This is a genomic window from Frankia sp. EI5c (assembly GCF_001636565.1).
In the GTDB taxonomy this organism is placed as follows: Bacteria; Actinomycetota; Actinomycetes; order Frankiales; family Frankiaceae; genus Parafrankia.
On sequence record NZ_LRTK01000019.1, the window covers coordinates 152,037 to 174,162 of the forward strand.

Annotated in this window: 18 protein-coding genes, 9 pseudogenes and 1 riboswitch; all 27 genes and pseudogenes read left to right on the forward strand. The window is 74.4% G+C overall.

Annotation, left to right across the window (positions count from 1 at the left end; genetic code table 11):
• Positions 1-116: 116 nt before the first annotated feature.
• Entirely contained in the window at positions 117-2,534 is a 2,418-nt protein-coding gene (locus UG55_RS11650) for a primosomal protein N' (RefSeq protein WP_066066924.1), read from the forward strand.
• Positions 2,535-2,627: 93 nt separating this feature from the next.
• Positions 2,628-2,989, forward strand: a 362-nt coding sequence (locus UG55_RS35650) for a peptide deformylase (RefSeq protein ID WP_396230876.1), incomplete at its 3' end; no start/stop codon positions are given.
• Between the two features lies 1 nt (position 2,990).
• A pseudogene (locus UG55_RS35655) lies at positions 2,991-3,179 on the forward strand (peptide deformylase); the annotation flags it as partial.
• Between the two features lie 23 nt (positions 3,180-3,202).
• Complete coding sequence (locus UG55_RS29105; RefSeq protein ID WP_157901506.1) at positions 3,203-3,349, forward strand: hypothetical protein; 147 nt, start codon at positions 3,203-3,205, stop codon at positions 3,347-3,349.
• Positions 3,350-3,364: 15 nt separating this feature from the next.
• Positions 3,365-4,303: a methionyl-tRNA formyltransferase gene (gene fmt, locus UG55_RS11660; RefSeq protein ID WP_066066926.1), complete on the forward strand. Its 939-nt coding sequence runs from the start codon at positions 3,365-3,367 to the stop codon at positions 4,301-4,303.
• On the forward strand, positions 4,300-5,808 hold the full coding sequence (locus UG55_RS11665; protein WP_066066928.1) for an RsmB/NOP family class I SAM-dependent RNA methyltransferase: 1,509 nt from the start codon (positions 4,300-4,302) through the stop codon (positions 5,806-5,808). The genes fmt and UG55_RS11665 overlap by 4 nt, the downstream gene beginning before the upstream one ends.
• 119 nt (positions 5,809-5,927) lie before the next feature.
• Positions 5,928-6,611 carry a ribulose-phosphate 3-epimerase gene (gene rpe, locus UG55_RS11670; protein WP_066067012.1) on the forward strand — a complete coding sequence of 228 codons (684 nt, stop codon included), beginning with the start codon at positions 5,928-5,930 and terminating at the stop codon, positions 6,609-6,611.
• A 98-nt stretch (positions 6,612-6,709) separates the two neighbouring features.
• Positions 6,710-6,839, forward strand: a riboswitch (FMN riboswitch).
• A 130-nt stretch (positions 6,840-6,969) separates the two neighbouring features.
• A partial coding sequence (locus UG55_RS11675) for a riboflavin synthase (RefSeq protein WP_242424180.1) occupies positions 6,970-7,487 on the forward strand: 518 nt, incomplete at its 3' end.
• Between the two features lie 32 nt (positions 7,488-7,519).
• Positions 7,520-7,608: pseudogene (locus UG55_RS35665) on the forward strand (riboflavin synthase); the annotation flags it as partial.
• The coding region (ribB, locus tag UG55_RS35670; protein ID WP_242424181.1) for a 3,4-dihydroxy-2-butanone-4-phosphate synthase at positions 7,608-8,416 on the forward strand (809 nt) is incomplete at its 3' end. The pseudogene UG55_RS35665 and the gene ribB, both read left to right, overlap by 1 nt.
• Before the next feature lies 1 nt (position 8,417).
• Positions 8,418-9,110 (forward strand): annotated as a pseudogene (gene ribA, locus UG55_RS35675) (GTP cyclohydrolase II); the annotation flags it as partial.
• A complete protein-coding gene (gene ribH / locus UG55_RS11685) occupies positions 9,107-9,589 on the forward strand; it encodes a 6,7-dimethyl-8-ribityllumazine synthase (RefSeq protein ID WP_066066935.1) in 483 nt (160 codons plus the stop codon). The pseudogene ribA and the gene ribH, both read left to right, overlap by 4 nt.
• 344 nt (positions 9,590-9,933) lie before the next feature.
• Complete coding sequence (locus UG55_RS28445; protein WP_066066936.1) at positions 9,934-11,667, forward strand: cellulose synthase operon protein YhjQ/BcsQ; 1,734 nt, start codon at positions 9,934-9,936, stop codon at positions 11,665-11,667.
• A gap of 68 nt (positions 11,668-11,735) precedes the next feature.
• Positions 11,736-12,827 carry an SseB family protein gene (locus UG55_RS11695; protein WP_066067014.1) on the forward strand — a complete coding sequence of 364 codons (1,092 nt, stop codon included), beginning with the start codon at positions 11,736-11,738 and terminating at the stop codon, positions 12,825-12,827.
• A gap of 477 nt (positions 12,828-13,304) precedes the next feature.
• Complete coding sequence (gene infC, locus UG55_RS11700; RefSeq protein ID WP_313954605.1) at positions 13,305-13,820, forward strand: translation initiation factor IF-3; 516 nt, start codon at positions 13,305-13,307, stop codon at positions 13,818-13,820.
• A gap of 116 nt (positions 13,821-13,936) precedes the next feature.
• The coding region (gene rpmI, locus UG55_RS35680) for a 50S ribosomal protein L35 (RefSeq protein WP_242424197.1) at positions 13,937-14,059 on the forward strand (123 nt) is incomplete at its 3' end.
• Position 14,060: 1 nt separating this feature from the next.
• A pseudogene (locus UG55_RS35685) lies at positions 14,061-14,131 on the forward strand (50S ribosomal protein L35); the annotation flags it as partial.
• Positions 14,132-14,204: 73 nt separating this feature from the next.
• Positions 14,205-14,585, forward strand: a complete 381-nt coding sequence (gene rplT, locus UG55_RS11710; RefSeq protein WP_066066939.1) for a 50S ribosomal protein L20 — start codon at positions 14,205-14,207, stop codon at positions 14,583-14,585.
• Positions 14,586-14,605: 20 nt separating this feature from the next.
• The gene (locus UG55_RS11715; protein WP_066066941.1) at positions 14,606-15,520 is read left to right on the forward strand and encodes an RNA methyltransferase; all 915 of its coding nucleotides are present in this window, start codon (positions 14,606-14,608) and stop codon (positions 15,518-15,520) included.
• A partial coding sequence (locus UG55_RS35690) for a histidine kinase dimerization/phospho-acceptor domain-containing protein (protein WP_396230872.1) occupies positions 15,517-16,290 on the forward strand: 774 nt, incomplete at its 3' end. The genes UG55_RS11715 and UG55_RS35690, both read left to right, overlap by 4 nt.
• A 44-nt stretch (positions 16,291-16,334) precedes the next feature.
• Positions 16,335-16,803, forward strand: a pseudogene (locus tag UG55_RS35695) (sensor histidine kinase); the annotation flags it as partial.
• A gap of 89 nt (positions 16,804-16,892) precedes the next feature.
• On the forward strand, positions 16,893-17,680 hold a 788-nt coding region (locus tag UG55_RS11725), incomplete at its 3' end, for a phenylalanine--tRNA ligase subunit alpha (RefSeq protein ID WP_304440406.1).
• A 1-nt stretch (position 17,681) separates the two neighbouring features.
• A pseudogene (locus UG55_RS35700) lies at positions 17,682-18,005 on the forward strand (phenylalanine--tRNA ligase subunit alpha); the annotation flags it as partial.
• Positions 18,006-18,009: 4 nt separating this feature from the next.
• A partial coding sequence (locus UG55_RS35705) for a phenylalanine--tRNA ligase subunit beta (protein WP_242424182.1) occupies positions 18,010-19,030 on the forward strand: 1,021 nt, incomplete at its 3' end.
• A 1-nt stretch (position 19,031) separates the two neighbouring features.
• Positions 19,032-20,634, forward strand: a pseudogene (locus UG55_RS35710) (phenylalanine--tRNA ligase subunit beta); the annotation flags it as partial.
• A 337-nt stretch (positions 20,635-20,971) separates the two neighbouring features.
• A pseudogene (locus tag UG55_RS35715) lies at positions 20,972-21,610 on the forward strand (N-acetyl-gamma-glutamyl-phosphate reductase); the annotation flags it as partial.
• A gap of 1 nt (position 21,611) precedes the next feature.
• Positions 21,612-22,036 (forward strand): annotated as a pseudogene (locus UG55_RS35720) (Asd/ArgC dimerization domain-containing protein); the annotation flags it as partial.
• Between the last annotated feature and the right edge of the window lie 90 nt (positions 22,037-22,126).

The following is a 22,126-nucleotide window of genomic DNA, read 5'->3' on the forward strand; positions in this document are numbered from 1 at the left end:
TCCGCGCTGTCTGATGTTCCGTGCTGTCTGATGTTCCGTGACCGTCCGGTGATCCGCCACCGGGCCAGAGCCGCCCGCGGTCCGATCCGCGCCCACTCGGCTGGTACGAATGCGGCATGGACGACCCGAGCGCGGTGATCCCGGGCCTCGACGGCGGCGATGGTGTCGGCGATGGCGACGGTGGCGACGGCGCGGGCGGCTCACCCCGGCCGTCGCGGGTCCGGCCCCGCCAGGCGGCCAGGTCCGCCGCCGGCCCGGGGTCCCGCGGGAGGCCCGCGGGCCCGGCCGGGGCCCGCCGCGCACGCCCGGCGGCCGCGCGGGATCCGGGTGCGGTGGTGGCCGCCGACGAGCTGCCCGTGGCCCGGGTCGTGGTCGACACGCCGCTCGTCCATCTCGACCGCCCGTTCGACTACCTCGTCCCGGCCGCCCTGGCGGCCGACGTCGTCGCGGGCTCGCGGGTGCGGGTCCGCTTCGCGGGGCGCCTCGTGGACGGAATCGTGCTGGAGCGGTGCGCGCGGTCCGACCATGAGGGGCGGCTCGCCCCGCTGGCCAGGTCGGTCTCCCCGGAGCCGGTGCTCTCGCCGGCGATCGCCCGGCTGGCCCGGGCCGTCGCCGATCGCTATGCGGGCACCATGGCCGACGTGCTGCGGCTGGCGATCCCGCCCCGGCATGCCCGCGCGGAGAAGGCGCCGGTGCAGCCGGCCGTGACCACGGCTCCCGGCTCCGGCGGCCCGGGTGAACCGATCCCGGGCGACGACACCTGGTCGACCTGCGCGGATGGTCCGGCCTTCCTGGCCGCGCTCGCGGGTGGCGCGTCGCCGCGGGCGATCTGGTGGGCACCCCCCGGACCCGCCTGGCCTGGGATGATCGCCTCGGCGGTCGCGGCGACGGTCGCCGCGGGCCGCGGGGCACTCGTCGTCGTTCCCGACCACCGGGATGCCGACCGAGTCGCCGCGGCGCTGGAGGCCGTGGTGCCCGCGGCGCCCGGAATGCCCGGAATGCCCTCCGGATCGTCCGCGCCGCTGCCTCCGCAGCCGCAGCAGGAGCCGGTGGCGCCGGTGGCGCCGGTACCGCTGGTACTGCGCGCCGATCTCGGGCCGCAGGAGCGGTACCGGCGTTTCCTCGCCGTGCGGCGCGGCGAGGCCAGGGTGGTGGTGGGCACCCGGGCGGCGGTCTTCGCGCCCGTCGCGGACCTCGGGCTGCTGGTGGTGTGGGACGACGGTGACGACCTGCACGCCGAGCCGCGTGCCCCCTACCCGCACACCCGGGACGTCGCGGTGTTGCGGGCTCAGCAGGAGCGCTGCGCGGTACTGATCGGTGGTCACTCCCCGTCGGTGGAGGCCGAGGCGCTGGTCCGGGTCGGCTGGGCCGGCCGGCTCGCCGCCACCCGCGAGGCCGTGCGCCGGCTGGCACCACGGGTCGAGCCGGTCGGCTCGGACTTCGAGGCGTCGATCGACCCCGCGGCCCGGGCCGCCCGGCTGCCCTCGCTCGCGGTGCGGTCCGCGCGGGCCGCCCTCGGCGCCGGCAGCCCGGTTCTCGTCCAGGTGCCCCGGCGCGGCTACCACCCGTCGATCTCCTGCGCGCGGTGCCGCCGTCCAGCGCGGTGCCGGAGCTGCTCCGGCCCGCTCGGGCGGGTCTCCGCGACGGCGGCGCTGGCATGCCGGTGGTGCGGCCGGCCGGTCCCGCGTCCGGACGGACCCGGGGCCGCCCCGGGACGTCCCGGGGGACGTCCCGGGAGTGGCTGGCGGTGCCGCAACTGCGGCGGTGGCGAGCTGAGGGCCGCGGTGACCGGCGACCGTCGGACGGCGGAGGAGCTGGGGCGGGCCTTTCCCGGCGTGCCCGTGCGCACGTCGGGGCGGGACGCGGTGCTGGCGACGGTTCCGGCCGAGCCGGCTCTCGTCATCGCGACACCGGGCGCCGAGCCGGTCGCGTCCGGCGGCTACGGCGCGGTGCTCCTGCTGGACGGCTGGGCGCTGCTCGGCCGGCCCGATCTGCGGGCGGGGGAGGAGACCCTGCGTAGGTGGCTGGCGGCGGCCGCGCTCGCCCGGCCGGCGGCGGCCGGCGGGCTCGTGGTGGTGGCGGCCGACCTCGGCCTCGGTCCCGTCCAGGCCCTCGTGCGCTGGGACCCGGCGCTCTTCGTCGGGCGCGAGGCGGAGGAGCGCGCCGCGCTCGGCTTCCCGCCGGCGAGCCGGATCGCTGCCGTCGACGGCACCCCGGGAGCGCTGAACGACCTGTTGGCCGCCGCCAGCCTGCCGGCAGGGTCCGAGGTGCTCGGCCCGGTACCGGCACCGGTGACGGGCCGGGCCGCCGGCGGCGGGGCACGGCGGTCGGGCGGCGGCGCCCGGGCGGCACCCGAGGAACCCGCCGTGGGCGGGGAGCACGAGCTGGGAGAGGAACCCGAACGGCTGATCATCCGGGTTCGGCGGGAGCAGGGCGCCGATCTGGCGCGTGCGCTGCGGGCCGCCCGCGGCACGCTCGACGCCCGCCGCGCCGGCCGGGTGCGTGTCCAGCTTGATCCGCTGATGATCGGCTGAGCGGATAGCTATCCGGGTGACCCCGTAGCATGGGCCAGAGGCTTAGCTCATCGGACCGCTGCCGGTCGGGTGACGACATTTCTTGGAGTGGCTGTGTCCGTCCGTGACATCCGCCTGTTGGGGGATCCGGTGCTGCGCACGGTCGCGGACCCGGTCGCGACCTTCGACCGGGAGCTGCGCCGTCTGGTCGACGACCTCGCCGACACGATGCGCGAGGCCGGCGGCGTCGGGCTCGCCGCCCCCCAGCTCGGGGTTTCCCTGCGTGTCTTCACCTATCTGGACGACTCCGACGAGGTCGGTCACCTGATCAATCCGGTGCTCGGGCCGTTCAGCGAGGAGATGATGGACGGCGAGGAGGGATGTCTGTCCCTTCCCGGGTTGGCGTTCGACCTGCGCCGTCCCGAGCGCGTCCTGGCGGTGGGGCAGAACGTCCACGGTGACCCGGTGACGATCGANGGCAGTGGCATCCTGTCCCGGTGCCTGCAACACGAGACCGATCACCTGGACGGGATCCTCTTCATCGACCGCCTCGACAAGGAGACGAAGCGTGCGGCGATGAAGGCGATCCGCGAGGCGGAGTGGGCCAACGAGCCGAAACCCACGGTGAAGGTCTCGCCGCACCCGCTGTTCGGCCGAGGGCGCTGAGCCTGCGAGGAAAGATCGTCGTCGTGGCCGTCGTCGGCGCGATGGCGGGCGGCTCGGTGGTCGGCACCGCGGTGGGTACCACGATCGGGTCCGCGGCGACATCGATGATCGTGATGATAGTCGGGACGATCGGATCGGCGGCCGCGGATCCGGCCCGGGACCGGCGCTGAGGAGCTGTTGCGGTCATGCGTCTTGTCTTCGCCGGTACTCCGGAGGTCGCGCTGCCAAGCCTGCGCGCGCTTCTGGACTCACCGCGGCACGAGGTGGTGGGCGTGGTGACCCGGCCCGACCGACCCGCCGGCCGGGGCCGGCAGGTTCGCCCGTCGCCGGTGCGGGAACTGGCGGGCGGGCATGGCATCGAGGTGCTGACGCCGGTCAGGGCGGGTGATCCCGACTTCCTGGAGCGGCTGGCCGAGATCGCCCCGGACTGCTGCCCGGTCGTCGCCTTCGGTGCGCTGCTGCCCGCGCCCGCGCTGGACATCCCCAAGCATGGCTGGGTCAACCTGCACTTCTCGCTGCTGCCCGCCTACCGGGGGGCAGCGCCCGTGCAGCGGTCGGTCCTCGCCGGGGACGACGTCACCGGTGCCAGTGTGTTCCAGATCGAGCTGGCGATGGACTCCGGCCCGGTATACGGCGTGCTCACCGAGCGCATCCGTCCCACCGACACCTCCGGTGACCTGCTCGACCGGCTGGCGACCGCCGGGGCCCGGCTGCTCGTGGCGGTGCTGGACGGCATCGAGGACGGCACGGTCGAGGCCCGTCCGCAGCCGGCCGACGGCGTCTCGTTCGCCCCGAAGCTCACGGTCGACGACGTTCGCGTCGACTGGTCGGTGCCCGCGCCGGCGGTCGACCGGCTCGTGCGGGCGGCCACCCCGGCTCCGGGCGCCTGGACGACCCTGCGCGGCCGGCGGGTGAAGCTCGGCCCGGTGCGGCTCGGATCGGCCTCCCCGGCCGACCCGCTGCCGCCTGGCCGAATCGCGGTGCCCGAGCCCGGAAGCGTGCTTGTCGGTACGGGAACCGTGCCGGTCGTTCTCGGCGAGGTCCGGCCCGAGGGCCGGGGCGCCATGCCGGCCGCCGACTGGATCCGTGGCCTGCGCCCGGGTGCGGGCGAGGCGTTCGCGTGAGCACGTCGGCGCCACGGCGCGGCGCGGACCCGGCGCGCCTGCTCGCCTGGGAGGTGCTGCGCGCGGTCGACGAGCGGGGCGCCTACGCGAACCTCATGTTGCCGGCACTGATGGCCGGGCGCCGGCTCTCCTCCCGTGACCGAGGGCTGGCCACCGAACTGACCTACGGTTCGCTGCGGGCCCAGGGCATGCTGGACGGGGTGCTCGGCACCGTCACGAGCCGTCCCGTGGACACGGTGGACCCGCCGGTGCGAGACGCGCTGCGCCTCGGCGCCTACCAGCTGCTGTCGACGAGGGTGCCCGCCCGCGCGGCGGTGGCGTCCACGGTCGACCTGGTCCGGGCCACCTGCGGGGAGCGCCCCGTGCGGTTCGCGAACGCGGTGCTGCGGCGGGTCGCCGCGCGGATCGAGGAGACCGCCGGTGACCTCGCGCTGCTCCTGTCCGCCCCGGACGTCGACCTCGACCCGGCCGGGCATCTCGCGGCGGTCTCCGCGCACCCGCGTTGGATCGTGGAGGTCGTGCTGGAGGCGCTCGGCGGCGACGTGGCGGGTGCCCGGGCGGCGCTGGCCGCCAACGACACCCGGCCAGGCGTCCACCTGGTCGCCCGGCCGGGGCGGATCAGCGCTGACGAACTGGTCGCGCAGGCCGCCGAGGTGGGCCTGCGAGCACACCGCGGGCCCTGGTCACCGCACGCCGTCCACCTGGATGGCGGTGACCCGGGGATCCTGCCCGCGGTCATCTCGGGCGACGCCGCCGTGCAGGACGAGGGCAGCCAGCTCGTCACCCTCGCGCTGGCGGCCGTCCCGACGTCCGGGCGGGACAGCGGACTGACGGTGGACCTGTGCGCCGGCCCCGGCGGGAAGGCCGCCCTGCTCGCCGCGCTGCTGGCCACCGAACCGGTGCCGGGCGGCGGCGGGGGGCCTGGCGGCCGGCCGGCCGGTGAACAGCGCCCGGCCGTGGGCAGGCTGCTCGCCATGGAGCCTCGGGCGGCCCGCGCCGGCCTGGTGGCCGCGTCACTGGCGGGCTTTCGGGCCGCCGGCACCGTTCGCGCGGACGGCCGGTTCCCACCGCTGCGGCCGGGAGCGGCCGACCGGGTCCTGGTGGACGTCCCCTGCTCAGGTCTCGGTGCCCTGCGCCGGCGCCCCGAGGCGCGCTGGCGGCGTACCCCGGCAGACGTGACGACCCTGGTGCCGCTGCAGCGGCAGCTGCTGGTCGCCGCACTGGACCTGGTGCGGCCCGGCGGCGTGGTCGCCTATGTGACCTGCTCGCCGCACCCGGAGGAGACCTCCGAGGTGGTCAACGCCGTCGCGAGGCAGCGCGCGGACATCTCCGTCCTGGACGCGCGCCGTTCCCCGGCGCTCGCCGACCTCGGCGCCGGGACTCTCGGCGCTGAGGGCCTCGGCGCCGCCGACGGCCTCGGGGCGGGCCCGTTCGTCCAGCTCTGGCCGCACCTGCACGGCACCGACGCGATGTTCCTCGCGTTGCTGCGGCGCGGGGGCGACTGACCGGGGCCGGCCGGCGGGCGCACGCGGCGGACGCCGGCGGTGCACGCGGCGGACGGTGGAACGGGGTGCTCCTCACAGCGCCGGCACGACTGCCGGAACCGCTCGATACGCTCGCGGGCGTGGCACTCGCGCAGATCTATCCCAGCATGCTCGCCGCCGACTTCGGGCGGATCGCCGACTCGGCGCTCGCCGTGGCCGGGCACGCGGACTGGCTGCACGTCGATGTCATGGACTACCACTTCGTCCCCAACCTGGCCTTCTCGCCGGACACGGTGGAAGCCCTGCGCAAGGTGACGGACACTCCACTGGACTGTCACCTGATGATCGACGACCCGGACCGCTGGGCACCCGGGTTTGCCGAGCGGGGCGCGTCGAACGTGACCATCCACGCCGAGGCGGTGAACGACATCGCCCGCACCACCGACGCGATCCGGGCCGCCGGAGCCCGCACCGGGCTGGCGGTCAAGCCGGCGACCCCGGTGGAGCACTACCTCGACGACCTGCACCGGTTCGACCTGCTGCTGCTGATGACCATCGAGCCGGGCTTCGGCGGCCAGAAGTTCATGGACGAGGTGCTGCCGAAGATCGCCGCTGCCCGCCGGCTGATCGACGAGCGGGGCCTGGACCTCTGGCTCCAGATCGACGGCGGGGTCAACCGGGAGACCATCGAACGGTCCGCCGAGGCCGGTGTGGACGTCTTCGTCGCGGGCACGGCCGTGTTCGGCCTGGACGACCCCGCGGCCGCGATCGAGTCGCTGCGGTCGCTCGCGCTGGCGGCGGCCCCGCGACTCACCGCTCCCTGACCCGCCTGTCGGCGGGTGTGAGATGACGGGGATTACGTTCGCCGGCCCGAGCGTCCGGCACGTCCGTATGTCAGACTTAACCGCGTACTGACAACAGCACGCGCGCTCCGGGGTCGGTGGAAATCCGAGCCGGCGGTGATAGTCCGCGACCCGTCCATCCTGTGATGGCCGGTTGACCTGGTGGAATTCCAGGACCGACGGTGAAAGTCCGGATGGGAGGACGCGCGCGGGGCACCGCCGTGCCGACTGCGTGTTGCGTGGTCGTCGCGGCGTGGGTTGGCGCCGCCGCGCCGGCCCTGACCCGCGTGATCCCTCTGTGTCCTGGACGTGGTGCCGGGACCGGAAGGTGCGGGATCGGATGTTCACCGGCATCGTCGAAGAACTCGGCGTGGTGACCGCGATCGACTCGCGGCAGGACGCCGCGTCGTTGACCGTCGGGTGTCGGGATGTTCTCGACGATGTGGCGCACGGCGCTTCCGTCGCCGTCAACGGCGTCTGCCTGACGGTGACCTCCTACGCCCGCCCGCCGGACGGGCCGGCGGGTGCCTTCACCGCCGACGTGATGCTGGAGACGCTCAACAGATCGTCGCTCGGCGAGTTGTCCGTGGGTGACCGGGTGAACCTCGAGCGCCCCGTCCGTCTCTCCGACCGGCTCGGTGGCCACCTCGTGCAGGGCCACGTCGACGGGGTCGGTGTCGTGCTGGAACGGACTCCCGCCGAGCACTGGGAGATCGTCCGCATCGCGCTGCCGCCGCGGCTGGACCGTTACCTCGTCGAGAAGGGCTCGGTGACCGTCGACGGGGTCAGCCTGACCGTGGTGGACGTCCGTCCGGCCACCGACGGCGAACCCGCGAGCTTCACCGTCAGCCTCATCCCNACCACCCTCGCCCTCACCACACTCGGTGCCNGCGGGGTAGGGGCCAAGGTCAACATCGAAGTCGACGTCCTGGCCAAGTACGTCGAGAAGCTTCACCCGGATCTGAACGGATCACATTGATGACCACATACCTGGCCGGCGACTCCGCGGCCACCCCTCAACCGGCCGGCTCCCGCCCGGCGGGCACAGGTACCGGCACGGGCGCGGGCCCCGGCACGCCGGCCGCTCCCGCGCCGCGGGCCAGTGGACCGCGGGATGCCGTCGCCCGACCGGAGGCTGGGGCCGAGGCCGAGGAGCGGTCACCCTTCGCGACGATCGAGGCGGCCATCGCCGAGATCGCGGCCGGCCGCCCGGTTGTCGTCGTCGACGACGAGGACCGCGAGAACGAGGGTGACCTGATCTTCGCGGCGGAAGCCGCCACCCCCGAGCTGCTCGCGTTCATGATCCGTCATACCGCCGGGGTGGTCTGCGTCCCCCTCGACCCGGCCGAGGTCGACCGGCTTGAGCTCGACCAGATGGTGCCGCAGAACACCGACCGGATGCGCACCGCGTTCACCGTCTCGGTGGACGCCCGCACCGGCGTCAGCACCGGCATCTCCGCCGCCGACCGCGCCCGGACCATCCGGCTGCTCGCGGACCCGGCGACCTCACCCGGCGACCTCACCCGGCCCGGGCACATCTTCCCGCTGCGCGCACGGGAGGGCGGAGTGCTGCGCCGCCCCGGCCACACCGAGGCCGCCGTCGACCTCGCCCGGCTGGCCGGCCTGCGCCCGGCGGGCACCATCTGCGAGATCGTCAACGACGACGGCACCATGGCCCGCCTGCCGGAGCTGGTCGTCTTCGCCCGTGAGCACAACCTGGCGCTCATCTCGATCGCGGACCTCATCACCTACCGCCGCCGGACGGAGATGCAGGTCGAGCGGATGGCNGAAGCCCAGATCCCGACCCGCTACGGCGCCTTCCGCGCGGTGGGCTATCGGGACATCCTGGACGGGGTCGAGCACATCGCCCTGGTCCTCGGCGAGATCGGCGACGGGGAGGACGTCCTGGTCAGGGTGCACAGTGAGTGCCTGACCGGGGATGTCTTCGGCTCCCGGCGCTGCGACTGCGGCAACCAGCTCGACGCCGCTCTGCAGGCGGTCGCGGCGGAAGGCCGCGGGGTGGTGCTGTACGTGCGGGGGCACGAGGGGCGCGGCATCGGCCTGCTGCACAAGCTGCGGGCCTACCAGCTCCAGGACGCCGGTCACGACACCGTCGACGCCAACCTCGCGCTGGGCCTGCCCGCCGATGCCAGGGAGTACGGCACCGGGGCGCAGATGCTGCTGGACCTGGGCGTGCGGGGGCTGCGGCTGCTGTCGAACAACCCGACCAAGCGGGTCGGCCTGGAACTACACGGACTGCGCGTCGTGGAGCTGATCGGGCTGCCGGTCGTCCACACGCCGGAGAACCTGCGGTACCTGACGACGAAGCGGGACCGGATGGGCCACGATCTGCCCGGTCTGCCGCTGGCCGTCGGCGGGGATGAGGCTGTGCGTCCGGCACACGAGGCGCACCACTGGTCGGTAACGGGGTCCGGGCCGGGCGTTGACTGGGCGGACCGAGCCTGTGAGGAGGCCCGATGAGCGGAGCGGGTGCGCCGGCGGAGGAACTGCCCGACGGCAGCGGAGTGCGGCTGGCGATCGTCGCCACCAGATGGCACGCGGAGATCACGGACGCGCTGCTCGGCGGCGCGCTGCGGGCCGCCAAGGACACCGGGGTGACGGTCAGCCCCACCGTTGTCCGGGTGTCCGGGGCGGTCGAGCTGCCGGTGGTGGCCGCGGCACTGGCCGCCCGGCATGACGCGGTGGTGGCGCTGGGCGCGGTGATCCGCGGCGGTACCCCGCATTTCGACTACGTCTGCAGGTTCGTGACGGACGGTCTCGCCCGGGTCACTCTCGACTCCGGGGTTCCGGTCGGCTTCGGCCTGCTGACCTGCGACACCGTGGAGCAGGCCAGGGATCGTGCGGGGCTGCCCGGTTCCGCGGAGGACAAGGGCCGCGAGGCAACCCTGGCCGCGCTGGACACGGCCGTCGTCCTGCGAGGTCTCGCCGCTCTCGCCTGACCGGGGTTCGGCGGCCCGGATGTGGGCCGGTGGTGGGCCGGTTGCCGATTGTGACTCTCGCGTCGTCTCCGCGTCGGCCCGTCAGGCTTGTGACGTCGTACTTTCCGCGAGAGTGTGGTTTCGAACCGTATCGGTGACCGCGCGGGTCCCGGGTCCGGTGCGGAAGGGCTGCCGCCGGGGCGTACCGTGACCGCAGGTGGTCGCGGTGGCTGGTTCGAGGGGGGCCCGCCGCGCACGCGTCACCTCATGCGGGTTCCGGTTGCGACAGGCCGGCCCGGTGGTGGACGGGGGGATCCACCACCGGTGCCGATCTCTCGGACGGTCGACACACATGGGGTGGGTGCATGCAGGTGACGGGCCACGGATCGGCACGTGACGGAGGCGGCGAGACGCCCCCGCGCGGTTCCGGCTCCGGTTCCGGTTCCGGTTCGTCCGGGCCCGGTGAGGCGGCCTGGGATCATCGCGGCGTCGATCCCCAGCCCGGCCAGCTGGCGCCGGATGAGGGAGGCGACCCCGCCGAGGCGGGTGACGCCGAGGGCGATGCCCGCCCGGTCTCCCTGCTGGGCATGCGGATGGTGCAGGAGTCGCAGCCGGGCCTGGCCACCGTCGGCCGCCGGCAGGGCCGCCGCTCCCGACCGCCGAGGCCCGAGCCGGAGCGGCGAGGACCGGTGGGTGGCGGCCCGCCCGCACCGCCCGCGCTGTCACCCGCACCTCCGGTGCGCCCGCCCGCCCCCACGGTGCCTCCACCGGCGGTCCGGCCTGACTCCGGACCGTTGCCGCCCACCACTCCCGATTCGGCGGACTCGCCGATCCGGCCGGAGACCAGGGACGTTGAGGAGTCGGCCGCCGAGGGCGGCTGGGTTCCCCAGGTCACGCCACCACCGCTGCCACCGCCACCGCCCTCGGCGGCCGGTGCCGCGGCGCCGGCCCGCCCGCTGGAGCCAGGCGGTTCCTTCGGCTCACTGCCCACACTGCCCTCGGCGGCCACGGGGCGGGTGCCGTCCGCACCCCCGGCGGCTCCCGCACCTCCGGCAGCACCCGGAGCTCCGGCGGCGTACGCAGGCCCGGCGGCGTATTCGGTCCCGGTGACACCCGCGGGTCCGGGGGCGTGGCCCGACCCGGCGTACGCGGCTGGGCCCGCGCCCCCGGCTGTGCCCCCGCCCGCGTTCCCGGTGAGGCCCGAGGTTCCCGCCGCGCCCGCCGCGCCCGCCGCGGCTGCGCTGCCGGTGGGGGGCGAGGTGGCTCCGGCGCCCTCGCACCAGCTGGCGGCCGTGCGGGCGCCAGTGCCTTCGGCGGCGGTTGTTTCCGCCTCCCCTCGGCATCCCGCCAGCCGGGCGCGCCGGATCCTGGTCGGTGGCTTCGGCGGCGGTGTCGGCCGGACAACGGTGGCGACCGGGCTCGGGATGGCCCTCGCCGCCCGCGGCGGCGCTCGGATCGTCGCCGTCGACGCCTGCCCGGACCAGCACGGCATGCTCGCCCGCCGGGCGGGTCTGCGGCCGGGGCGGACCGGTGTGCGGGAGCTGGTCAGCGCCTGGCCGCCGGTGGAGTCGCTCACGGAGCTGCGGCGCTACCTGAGCGTTGACGGCCCGGGCGGGCTCGAGGTGCTCCCGGGCGTGCATGACCTGACGGCGCCCGGTCTGGCCGAAGAGGAGGTCGCCGCGGCCCTCGACCTGCTCGCCCACTGGTTCCCGGTGGTGATCGCGGATGGGCCGGCGGGCTGGAGCCAGCCGGTGCCCGCGACGCTGTTGGCCCACAGTGACCAGCTGATCGTCGTGTGCCGTGCCGGCGACGCCGAGCTGGCGGCCGCCGATGACGCCCTCACCACCCTGGCCGCGGCCGGGCGAGCGGATCTGCAGCCGTCGGCCCTGCTGGCGGTGGTGGAGACCTATCCGACTCGGCTCACCCGTCCCGCCCGCCAGCGGCTTGACGAGCTGACCGGGCGGGTCCGCCGCACGGTGACGGTCCCGTTCGACCCGGCGCTCACCGACTGCCGGCCCGTCGCCTGGGAGCGTCTGCGCCGGCGAACCCGGGCTGCCTTCGAGGAACTGGCGGCAGCGGTGGCCCCCGCCGGGAGATGACGTCCGGCCCGCCGATGGGTGGCAGCCGCCCGGCCGGGGCCGTGCCACCAGGCACTACAGTCGGTGTGGTGTCAACTGACCTGCTGACGCCACCCGGCCAGGGTGATGACGGGCGCGCCGACGCCGGGTTGCTGGCTGCTCTGCGTTCCGGTGACAGGGCGGCGCTGGCGGCCGTGTTGCCCGGGGCCAGGGTGTTCGTCGGTGTGGAGGCCCGGGCACTGGCAACGGACGCGGTGACCGGCGCGGACAAACAGAGCGACATGGTGCTGGTCACGCTCCGCACCCCGTCCGGCTCCGGTGCGCTGCCGGTCTTCAGCGCGGTGGATGTCATGGCATCCTGGCGGCCGTCCGTGCGGCCGGTGCCGGTGACGCTGCCGGACGCATGTGCCGAGGCGGTCCGCATGGGTCTGGCCGCGGTGGTGATCGATCTGGGCGGCCCGGCGCCGGTCACGCTGGATGTGCGCCCCGCGGCCGGCGGCGGTTCGACCGGCGACGCGTGGCGGGGTCCGCGGCCGTTCGAGGGCGGCGAGGCCATGTGGATCTCCTCCGGGGCGCCGGTGGCCGAGCCGGCCCGCCCGCGAGGTGGCGGGCCCGGTGTGGGTGAGCGGGGTCGGGACAGTGCCGACGAAGTGATCGTCACCGACGATGTCGGGGGTCTGCTCCGGCCGCGGCCAGTGCCGCTGGGAGCCCGGGGGCGGCGCAGGATCCGCGCGGTGCTGGCGGGCCTGCCGGCGGGTACGGAGGTGTGGCCGGCGGAGCTCGCGCAGCCGATGGAACGGGGACGGCCGGCGCGCCCGGTCCTCGCTGTCGCCCTGGGCGGCCAGGCCGGCGCGGGACGCGGAGCCGCGCGGTCCGGGGTGGACGAGATGACCGCTGAGATCGTTCGCCGGTTGCGATCGGTGATCGACTCGCCGTCGTCGCGGGCCGCCACCACCGCGGACCCGAGCACCGCGGACCCGAGCACCGCGGGCGCCGCCGCTGCGGAGGCGACCGCCCTGGACACCGGTACTTCGGCCGCGGGTACCGCGGAGGCCGACGAGACGGAGACCGCGGTGCTCGTCGTCGACCCCACCGAAGTGCCGGCGGTGCGGGCGCATCTCGGTCGGGGAGTACGCCCTCCGGGACGTTTCGCCAGCCGGCTCGCGCGCGCCCGGACCTGACGGCGGGGCCGGTACCCGGTCGGCGGGCGGTGGCTGGCCCGCTGTGGTTCGGCCCTCGCCGGTCGGCGGCGGTTGATCCACCGGAGATGGTTGATCGGCATCCGTGGGGCGCTCTGCTACGCTGGGCTGCAGACCACCTGGTGGCGAGTCCATACGTCGTGCTCGTGCATGGGTGCCGTCGGAGCGGCCTGTCGCTCCGGAGGTATCCGGGCGGGAGACACGCCGTCCGGACCAGTCGCCAGGTCAAAGCGGGGGTTCGCCCTCCACCCGTCGCCGCCGTCGGAGCTGATCCGGCCGGTCGTCAGCCGTACCGGCTGGCGCGGTGGCCGGGTCGCCGGTCGGCCGAGCCGTTCCCACGGCATGTCGGCCGGGAGCCTGGGTTGTCCCGGGCTTGGTGCTCCGCTGCGGTGAGGTCGTGCCCGCGCGTCGAGCCACGGAGGAAAGCACATCAGCACAGAGTCACGTATCAACGACCGGATCCGCGTCCCGGAGGTTCGCCTCGTCGGCGCGGAGGGCGAGCAGATCGGCATCGTTTCCATCGGGGAGGCCATGCGCCTGGCGCAGGAGGCCGATCTCGACCTCGTCGAGGTGGCACCGACCGCCCGTCCACCGGTCTGCAAGCTGATGGACTATGGCAAGTTCAAGTACGAGTCGGACCAGAAGCGTCGCGAGGCTCGTAAGAACCAGGTCCAGACGGTCATCAAGGAGATGAAGCTCCGACCGAAGATCGATCCGCATGACTACGAGACCAAGAAGGGTCACGTCGTGCGTTTCCTCAAGGCCGGCGACAAGGTCAAGATCACCATCATGTTCCGGGGGCGTGAGCAGTCGCGTCCCGAGCTCGGGATCCGCCTGCTGCAGCGGCTGTCCACCGACGTGGCCGACCTCGGCTACGTCGAGGCCCAGCCCAAGCAGGACGGGCGGAACATGACGATGGTCATGGCGCCGCACAAGAGCGCCAAGCCCCAGCGTGAGACCGCCACCCAGGTGTAGGTCACGACCGGGCGGAGCCGAGACGACGTGCGTGCCGACAGCGGTGCGCACTCGTGCGGTACCTGGCACAGGCGCGCTCAGGCGCGCATCCGAGAATCCACCACAGGGATGCGATCATGCCCAAGATGAAGAGCCACACCGGGACCGGCAAGCGGTTCCGCGTCACCGGGAGCGGCAAGGTGATGCGCAGGCGCGCCAACCGCAACCACCTGCTTGAGCACAAGTCGAGCCGCCGCACCNGACGGCTCTTCGACGAGGTCGTGGTGAGCAGCGCGGACGACCGTCGCATCAAGCGCCTGCTGGCTCGCTGACAGCTCCGGCCCCACAGCCGTCCAGGGCGGCAGGCGGGCCGGAGGCGAACGAACGAAGGAGACAGGTGCCCTCATGGCACGCGTGAAGCGGGCGGTAAACGCCCAGAAGAAGCGCCGCGAGGTCCTCGAGGCCGCCAGCGGATACCGGGGCCAGCGGTCGCGGCTCTACCGCAAGGCCAAGGAGCAGATGCTCCACTCGATGACCTACTCCTACCGGGACCGTCGCGCGCGCAAGGGTGACTTCCGGCAGCTGTGGATCACCCGTATCAACGCCGCGGCCCGGGCGAACGGTCTCACCTACAACCGCTTCATCCAGGGGCTGCGGCTGGCCGGTGTCGAGGTCGACCGCAAGATCCTCGCGGATCTCGCCGTCAACGACGCGGCCGCCTTCGCGGCGCTCGTCGAGGTCGCCCGTGCCGCGCTGCCCGCGGTGGCCGAGGCCCCGGCGGCCTGAGAGCCCACCGCCTCCCGCCGGTGTCCTCTCGCCGCCCGCTGGGCCGTTCCCCGGGCCGGCCGACATCTCCCGCCGTCCGGCGGGGGAGCGGCGATGCCCGGGCCGCCGACCCACTCGACGGGGTCCGTTCCGCCCGGGTCGCAGCCGCTCGGCGACTGCGGCGGGCGGCGGCGCGCCGCGAGGAGGGCCTGTTCCTCGTCGAGGGCGTGCAGGCGGTCACCGCCGCGCTGAGTGCCGGTGCGCTGGTCGAGCTGTTCGTCGGCGAGTCCGCGCTGGCGCGGCACGGTGATCTGGTGGCCGGGGTGGATGTGCCGGTCCGCCGGGTGACCGACGCGGCCGCGTCGGCCCTGTCGGAGACCGTCACCCCGCAGGGGCTGGTCGGCGTGGCCGAGCTCCCCGGGCACCGGCTGGCGGATCTGGGCCGGCCGCGTCTGGTCGCGATCTGTGAGGGCGCGAGCGACCCGGGCAACGCCGGCACCGTGATCCGCTCGGCGGACGCCGCCGGTGCCGACGCGGTCGTGTTCGCGGGTGACAGCGTCGACCCCTTCGGCGGCAAGTGCGTCCGCTCGTCCGCGGGCAGTCTGTTCCACCTGCCGGTCGTGGTGGCCTCGGCGGCCGTCGAGGTGGTGGCCCAGCTGCGCGCGGCCGGATGCCAGATCCTCGCGACGTCCGGCCGCGCGGCCCAGGACCTCGACGACCTCGCCGCGGTGGGATCCCTCGCCGGTCCGACGGCCTGGGTCTTCGGTAACGAGGCCCGGGGTCTGGCCGCCGCGACGGCGGCGTCCGCGGACACGGCCGTGCGGGTCCCGGTGTACGGTCAGGCCGAGTCACTGAATCTTGCGGTTGCGTCGGCGCTGTGCCTTTATGCGTCGGCGCGGGCGCAGAGAGCGGTGGGGTCCGCTACGTCCGGTGCCAGGGGAGGTGGGGCGCGGTGACCCGCATCGTCGCGTCCACTCCAGGGCCCGGTGTGCCCGGGGGTGGGCTTTCCGGGCACAATGTCACCGGCGGCGCCTCTGCCGGCGTCGTCCCGGACGGCGTCCTCACCGACGCTCCCGGCGGCTCAGGCGGCGGCACCGACATCAGCGGGCTTCCCGCGGATGGTGTCCAGGATGGCGGCGCGGCGCGCGGGGCCGACGAGTCCGAGCCCGAGACCGCGGAGGAGTCGGTGGACGTGCTTTCTCCGGCGACCCTCGACCTGCTGCCCGACCCGGTCGTCGTCACCGACGCCACCGGCACCGTGGAGCTGTTCAACGCCGCCGCGTCCAAGGTGACCGGCCTGTCCGCGCGCAATGCGGTGGGGCGGCACGTCTCCGAGGTCCTGCCGCTGCTCGACGAGCGTGGCAACGACTGGTGGGAGTGCTCGCAGGCCAGCCGCGACCTGCCGCGCGTCACCGGGCAGCCGGAGCGCCGGCTGACCTACGCCGGGCCGGTCGCCGACCATGACTTCAACGTCACCGCCCGCTTCACCCGGGCCGAGGGCGTTCTCGTCCGGGTGGCCCTCTGCCTGCGCGACACCGTCAGCCGGGAACGGATCGAGCGCAACCGCGCCGACCTCATCGCGACTGTCGCGCACGAGCTGCGCTCGCCGCTGACGAGCGTGAAGGGATTCACCGCGACCCTGCTCGCCCGGTGGGACCGGTTCACCGACGAGCAGAAGAAGCTCATGCTCAACACCGTCAACACCGACGCCGACCGGGTCACCCGGNTGCTGACCGAGCTGCTGGACGTCTCCCGCATCGATGCCGGGCNGGTGCAGATCCGCAAGCAGATCGTCGACATGCGTGCGGCGGTCCGGCGGGTCATCGCGGGCAAGGTCGCCGCCGGCTCCGCCCCGGCGGAGCGGTTCGACGTCCGGATCTCCGACGATCTGCCCGAGATGTGGGTCGATCCGGACAAGATCGATCAGGTTCTTCACAATCTCGTCGACAACGCTTTGCGCCATGGCGCGGGTACTGTGACCGTCGTGCTCAGCGGAACGCGGACCGGTGTCGAGGTGACTGTCGCCGACGAGGGTGAGGGCGTGCCGGAGGCCAACGCCAGTCGGGTGTTCGCCAAGTTCTGGCGCGGCGCGAGCCGTGGTAACGGCACCGGTCTCGGGCTTTACATCGCCAAGGCGCTGATCGACGCGCATGGCGGGACGATCTCGGTCGGCACGGCGCCGGGCGGCGGGGCGGAGTTCCGATTTTCCGTGCCCGCTGGTGGGCCCGTGTTCGGCTGAGGCCGCGCGACGCACCACCGGCGGGCGCCCCGGGAGAACCGACCCATTCGTTCGGCGGGCCGCGCCGGCCCGCCCATCCACCGATGAGGATGATCATCGTGCCCGCCCCCAACGAGACCGCCGATCCCGTGGATCTCGGAGCCCTGGACCCCGACCGGCTGGACCGCGACGTCACCGCGGCGCTCGCCGCGATCGCCGGAGCGGACGGGCTGGACGCGCTGTCAGCCGTGCGCACCGCGCATCTCGACGGCCAGTCCGCACCGCTCGCGTTGGCTCGTCGTGAGCTCGGCTCCCTGCCGCGCGAGTACCGCGCGCAGGCCGGCCGGGCGCACAACACGGCGACCGCGGCGGTCCGGGCCGCCTACGAGGCCCGGCTGGCCGAGCTGACCGCCCGCCGCGACGCCGAGATCCTGATCGGCGAGCGGGTCGACGTGACCCTGCCCGTCGACCGCCGCCGCCGCGGCGCGCGTCATCCACTGAGCCTGCTCTCCGACCGGCTCACCGACGTCTTCGTCGCCATGGGCTACGAGGTCGCCGAGGGCCCGGAGGTCGAGCACGACTGGTTCAACTTCGAGGCGCTCAACATGGCGCCCGACCATCCGGCGCGCAGCGAGCACGACACCCTCTACGTCGAGCCCGCCGCCTCCGGCCGGCTGCTGCGCACGCACACTTCGCCGGTCCAGATCCGGTCGCTGCTGTCCCGGCCGCTGCCGGTGTACGTGGTCTGCCCGGGCCGCACCTACCGCAACGACACGATCGACGCGACGCACTCCCCGGTCTTCGGGCAGCTGGAGTGCCTCGCGGTGGACGAGGGCATCACCATGGCCGACCTGCGCGGCACCCTGGAGGTGTTCGCCCAGGCGCTGTTCGGTTCGGGNCTGTCCACCCGGCTGCGGCCGTCGTTCTTCCCGTTCACCGAGCCGTCCGCGGAGCTGGACGTGCAGTGCTTCGCCTGCCGTGGCGACGCGGGCCGCCAGCCCTGCCGGGTCTGCTCCGACGAGGGCTGGATCGAGGCCGGCGGCTGCGGCATGGTCGACCCGAACGTACTGCGGGCCTGTGGGGTCGACCCGGCCCGCTACAGCGGCTTCGCCTTCGGGATGGGCCTCGAGCGGGCCGCGATGACCAGGCATGACGTCCGGGAGATCCGGGACTTCGTCGACGGCGACGTCCGGTTCGGCCTGCCGTTCGGAATCGAGGGCTGACCCGATGAGAATCGTTATGTCGTGGCTGCGTGCGGCCGTCGGCCCGCTGCCGCCGGCGAAGGCTGTCGCCGAGGCGCTGATCCGTGCCGGGTTCGAGGTGGAGGGACTGGAGACCGTCGGCTCCGACCTGGCCGGCGTGGTGGTCGGCGAGATCGTCTCGATCGAGGTCGTGAAGACGAAGAAGAAGGACGTCCGCTGGTGCCAGGTCCGGGTCGCCGAGCTGGGCGCGCTCCCGGCCGGTGAGGCGCCGGCCGGGCAGGGCGGCACCGTCCTCGCACCGGCGGACGGCGCCGGCGCCGCGGAACCCACGGCGGCGCCGGGCGTGCGCGGCATCGTCTGCGGCGCGTTCAACTTCGAGGTCGGGGACCGGGTTCCGGTGGCGCTGCCCGGCGCCGTCCTGCCCGGCGGCTTCGAGATCAGCGCCCGCAAGACGTACGGGCACGTCAGCGAGGGGATGATCTGCTCGGCCCGGGAGCTGGGGCTCGGTGACGACCACAGCGGAATCCTGGTGCTGCCGCCGGAAACGCCGATCGGTTCGGACGTGGCGGAACTCCTTGACCTCGGCGACGAGGTGCTCGACATCGCCGTGACACCGGACCGGGGCTACGGCCTGTCGGTGCGGGGCATCGCCCGGGAGGCGGCGACGGCGTTCGGGCTTCCCTTCGACGACCCCGGCGAGTGGGCGGGCATCGCCCCCGGTACCGGTCCGCTCCCCGGTGATGCCGGGGTGCCCGGGTACCCGGTTCGGGTTGAGGACACCGCTGCCTGCGACCGGTATGTCGCGCGGACCGTCAGCGGTGTCGACGTCACCGCCCGCACCCCGCTCAGCTGGGCTCGGCGCCTGTCGCTGGCGGGGATGCGGCCGATCTCGGCCCCGGTGGACGTCACCAACATCGTGATGGTGGGGCTCGGCCAGCCGCTGCACGCCTTCGACCGGGCGAAACTGTCCGGATCGATCGTCGTCCGCCGGGCACGGGCGGGGGAGCGCCTGGTCACCCTCGACGGGGTCGACCGCGCGCTTGACCNCGAGGACCTGGTGATCGCCGACGACTCGGGCCCGATCGCGCTCGCCGGCGTGATGGGCGGGGCGGCGACGGAGATCTCCGCCTCGACCACGGACATCGTGCTGGAGTCGGCGCACTTCGACCCGGTCACGGTCGCCCGGACCGCCCGTCGGCACCGACTGGGCTCGGAGGCCTCGCGGCGGTTCGAGCGGGGCGTGGACCCGGCGCTCGCGCCGGTCGCCGCGCAGCGGGCGGTCGACCTGCTGGGTGAGTTCGCGCGGGCCGTCGCCGAGCCGGGGATCACCGACATCGACCACCGGCCGGCCCCGGTGACGATCACGTTCCCGCTGGGTGAGGCCGAGCGGCTGGCCGGCCGTGCGTATCCGGTGGACGTGATCAGGCGGCGGCTGGCCGACATCGGGGCCACGGTCACCGACCCCGCCGACTCCGCCGACTCCGCCGACTCCGCCGTGCCGGCGGCGGTCGAGGTGACGGTCCCGTCCTGGCGGCCCGACCTCGCCCGGCCCGCGGATCTCGTCGAGGAGGTCGTGCGCCTGGAGGGGTACGACACCATCCCGGTGACCCTGCCGCTGCTGCCGGCCGGGCGGGGCCTCACCGCCGCGCAGCGGATGCGGCGCGCGGTCGGGCGGGCACTGGCCGCCGACGGGTTCGTCGAGGTCCTCACGCTGCCGTTCGTCGCGGAGGACGCCGGCGACGTGCTGAACCTGCCCGAGGGGGACGAGCGCCGGGCGGCCGTGCGGGTGGCGAACCCGATCGCCCAGGATGCCTCCTACCTGCGTACGACGCTGCTGTCCGGCCTGATCGAGGCCGCCCGCCGCAACATCGGCCGTGGCCAGGTGGATCTCGCGCTGTTCGAGAGCGGCCTGGTCTTCCGGGAGTCGGCGCGGGGACCCGTCGGCGTGGTCACGCCGCCGGTCGACCGGCGGCCCAGCGAGGCGGAGGTGCTGGCGCTCGACGCGGCCCTGCCCGCGCAGCCCCGGCACGTGGCCGCCATCCTGACCGGCCGGTGGGAGCCCGCCGGCTGGTGGGGCCCGGGGCGGGCCGCCGACTGGGGCGACGCGGTGGCCGGCGCGCACAGTGTCGCCGCCGCGGTCGGGGTGGAGCTCGCCGTCACCGCCGGGGACGCGATGCCCTGGCATCCCGGCCGCTGCGCCGAGCTGTCGGTGGACGGCCGGGTCGTCGGGCACGCGGGGGAGCTGCACCCGAGGGTGCTCGGCGCCGCCGGGCTGCCGCCGCGGTCGTGCGCGCTGGAGCTCGACCTCGACGCGCTGACCGCCGTGGCGCTTGAACGGCCGGCGGTTGCCGCGCCCGCGATCTCCACCTTCCCACCGGCCGACCGGGATGTCGCGCTGGTGACCGGGGCCGAGGTCCCCGTGGCGGCGGTGACCGAGGCGCTGCGGGCCGGCGCCGGGGACCTGCTGGAGTCGCTGTCCCTGTTCGACGTGTACGAGGGCGACCAGGTCGGCGCCGGGCGCCGCTCGCTCGCCTTCGGCCTGCGGCTGCGGGCCGCGGACCGCACCCTGACGGCGGGGGAGGCGAACGACGTCCGCGACGCGGCCGTGGCCGAGGCCGCCCGCCGCACGGGGGCCGTACTGCGCAGCTGATCGCGACGCGCAGCTGATCGCGACTGCGTGGCAGACCACGCGCCGTGCGTCGGATGGTGCGCTGCGCGGTGGTGTGCGAAAAGCCGGGGTGCGAAGAGCCGGTGTTCGAAGAGTCGGGGTGGGTGCCGCTGGGCGCCCACCCCGACCCTTTTCCGCTCCGGAACGCCGTTGTCCGAGAGTGGTGTTTCTCCGAGTGTGACCTATTTGGCCATCGGTGTCATTTACTTCGCCGTAACGGATCGGTAGCGGATCCCCCGCGGGTGCTGTGGGCTCGCCGTGTCCCGCCCCGGGCCTGCACCTTGAATCTTCATAGGCAGGTGTGTATAAGTTTTCAGTCATGGGAGTGACTGCGGCGGTTGCGGGCGCGAGCGGGTACGGCGGCGGGGAGCTGCTGCGGCTGCTGCTCGGCCACCCGGGCATCGTCATCGGTGATCTGGCGGCGAACACCTCGGCGGGTGTGGACGTGACCGACGTGCATCCGCACCTTCCCGACCTCGCCGGCCGCGTCTTCGTCGACACCGCGGCACTGGCCCGCACCAGCGCCGACATCGTCTTCCTCGCCCTGCCGCACGGGCAGTCGGCCGCGGTCGCCGCCAGCCTGCCGGCCGGAGTGCGTGTCGTCGACCTGGGAGCCGACCACCGCCTGAGCGACCCGGCGGCCTGGCAGCGGGCCTACGGCGGCCCGCATGCCGGCACCTGGACCTACGGGATGCCCGAGCTGCCGGGAGCGCGGGAGGAGATCCGGGTCAGCAACCGCGTCGCCGCGCCGGGCTGCTACCCGACCGCGGTCAGCCTGGCGCTGGCGCCGCTGGTCGCCGCCGGCGCGGTGGAACCGGCCGACCTCGTGGTCGTCGCCGCGAGCGGCACATCCGGCGCCGGCCGCACGGCCAAGGCCAACCTCCTCGGCAGCGAGGTGATGGGCGACCTGACCGCCTACAAGGTCGGCGGCCACCAGCATCGTCCCGAGATCGTCCAGNCGCTTTCCCGGTATGCGCGATCGTCGGTGTCACTCTCCTTCACGCCGGTGCTGGCGCCGATGCCCCGCGGCATCCTCGCGACCTGCACCGCGCGCCCGTCCGCAGAGCTGCTCGCCGGCGACGACCTGGGTACCGGGCTCCGTGCGGACGCGGACACGGTCACCGGGATCCTGCGCGCCTTCTATGACGACGAGCCGTTCGTGCGGGTGCTGCCGCCGGGCCGCTGGCCGCGGACGTCCTCGACCCTCGGCAGCAACTGCGTGCACCTGCAGGCGACGGTGGACGCCGAGGCCGGCCGAGTCGTCGTCGTCGCGGCGATCGACAACCTCACGAAGGGCGCCGCCGGCCAGGCGATCCAGTGCGCCAATCTCATGCTCGGTCAGCCGGAGACCACCGGCCTCAGCGTCCAGGGCCTCGCACCGTGACCGTCCGGTCCTCGATGGCAACACCCATGCCGACACCGGCGCCCCCACGAGCCCGTGCCGGCCTGCCGGCGGCGAGCGGGGGGCCGATGG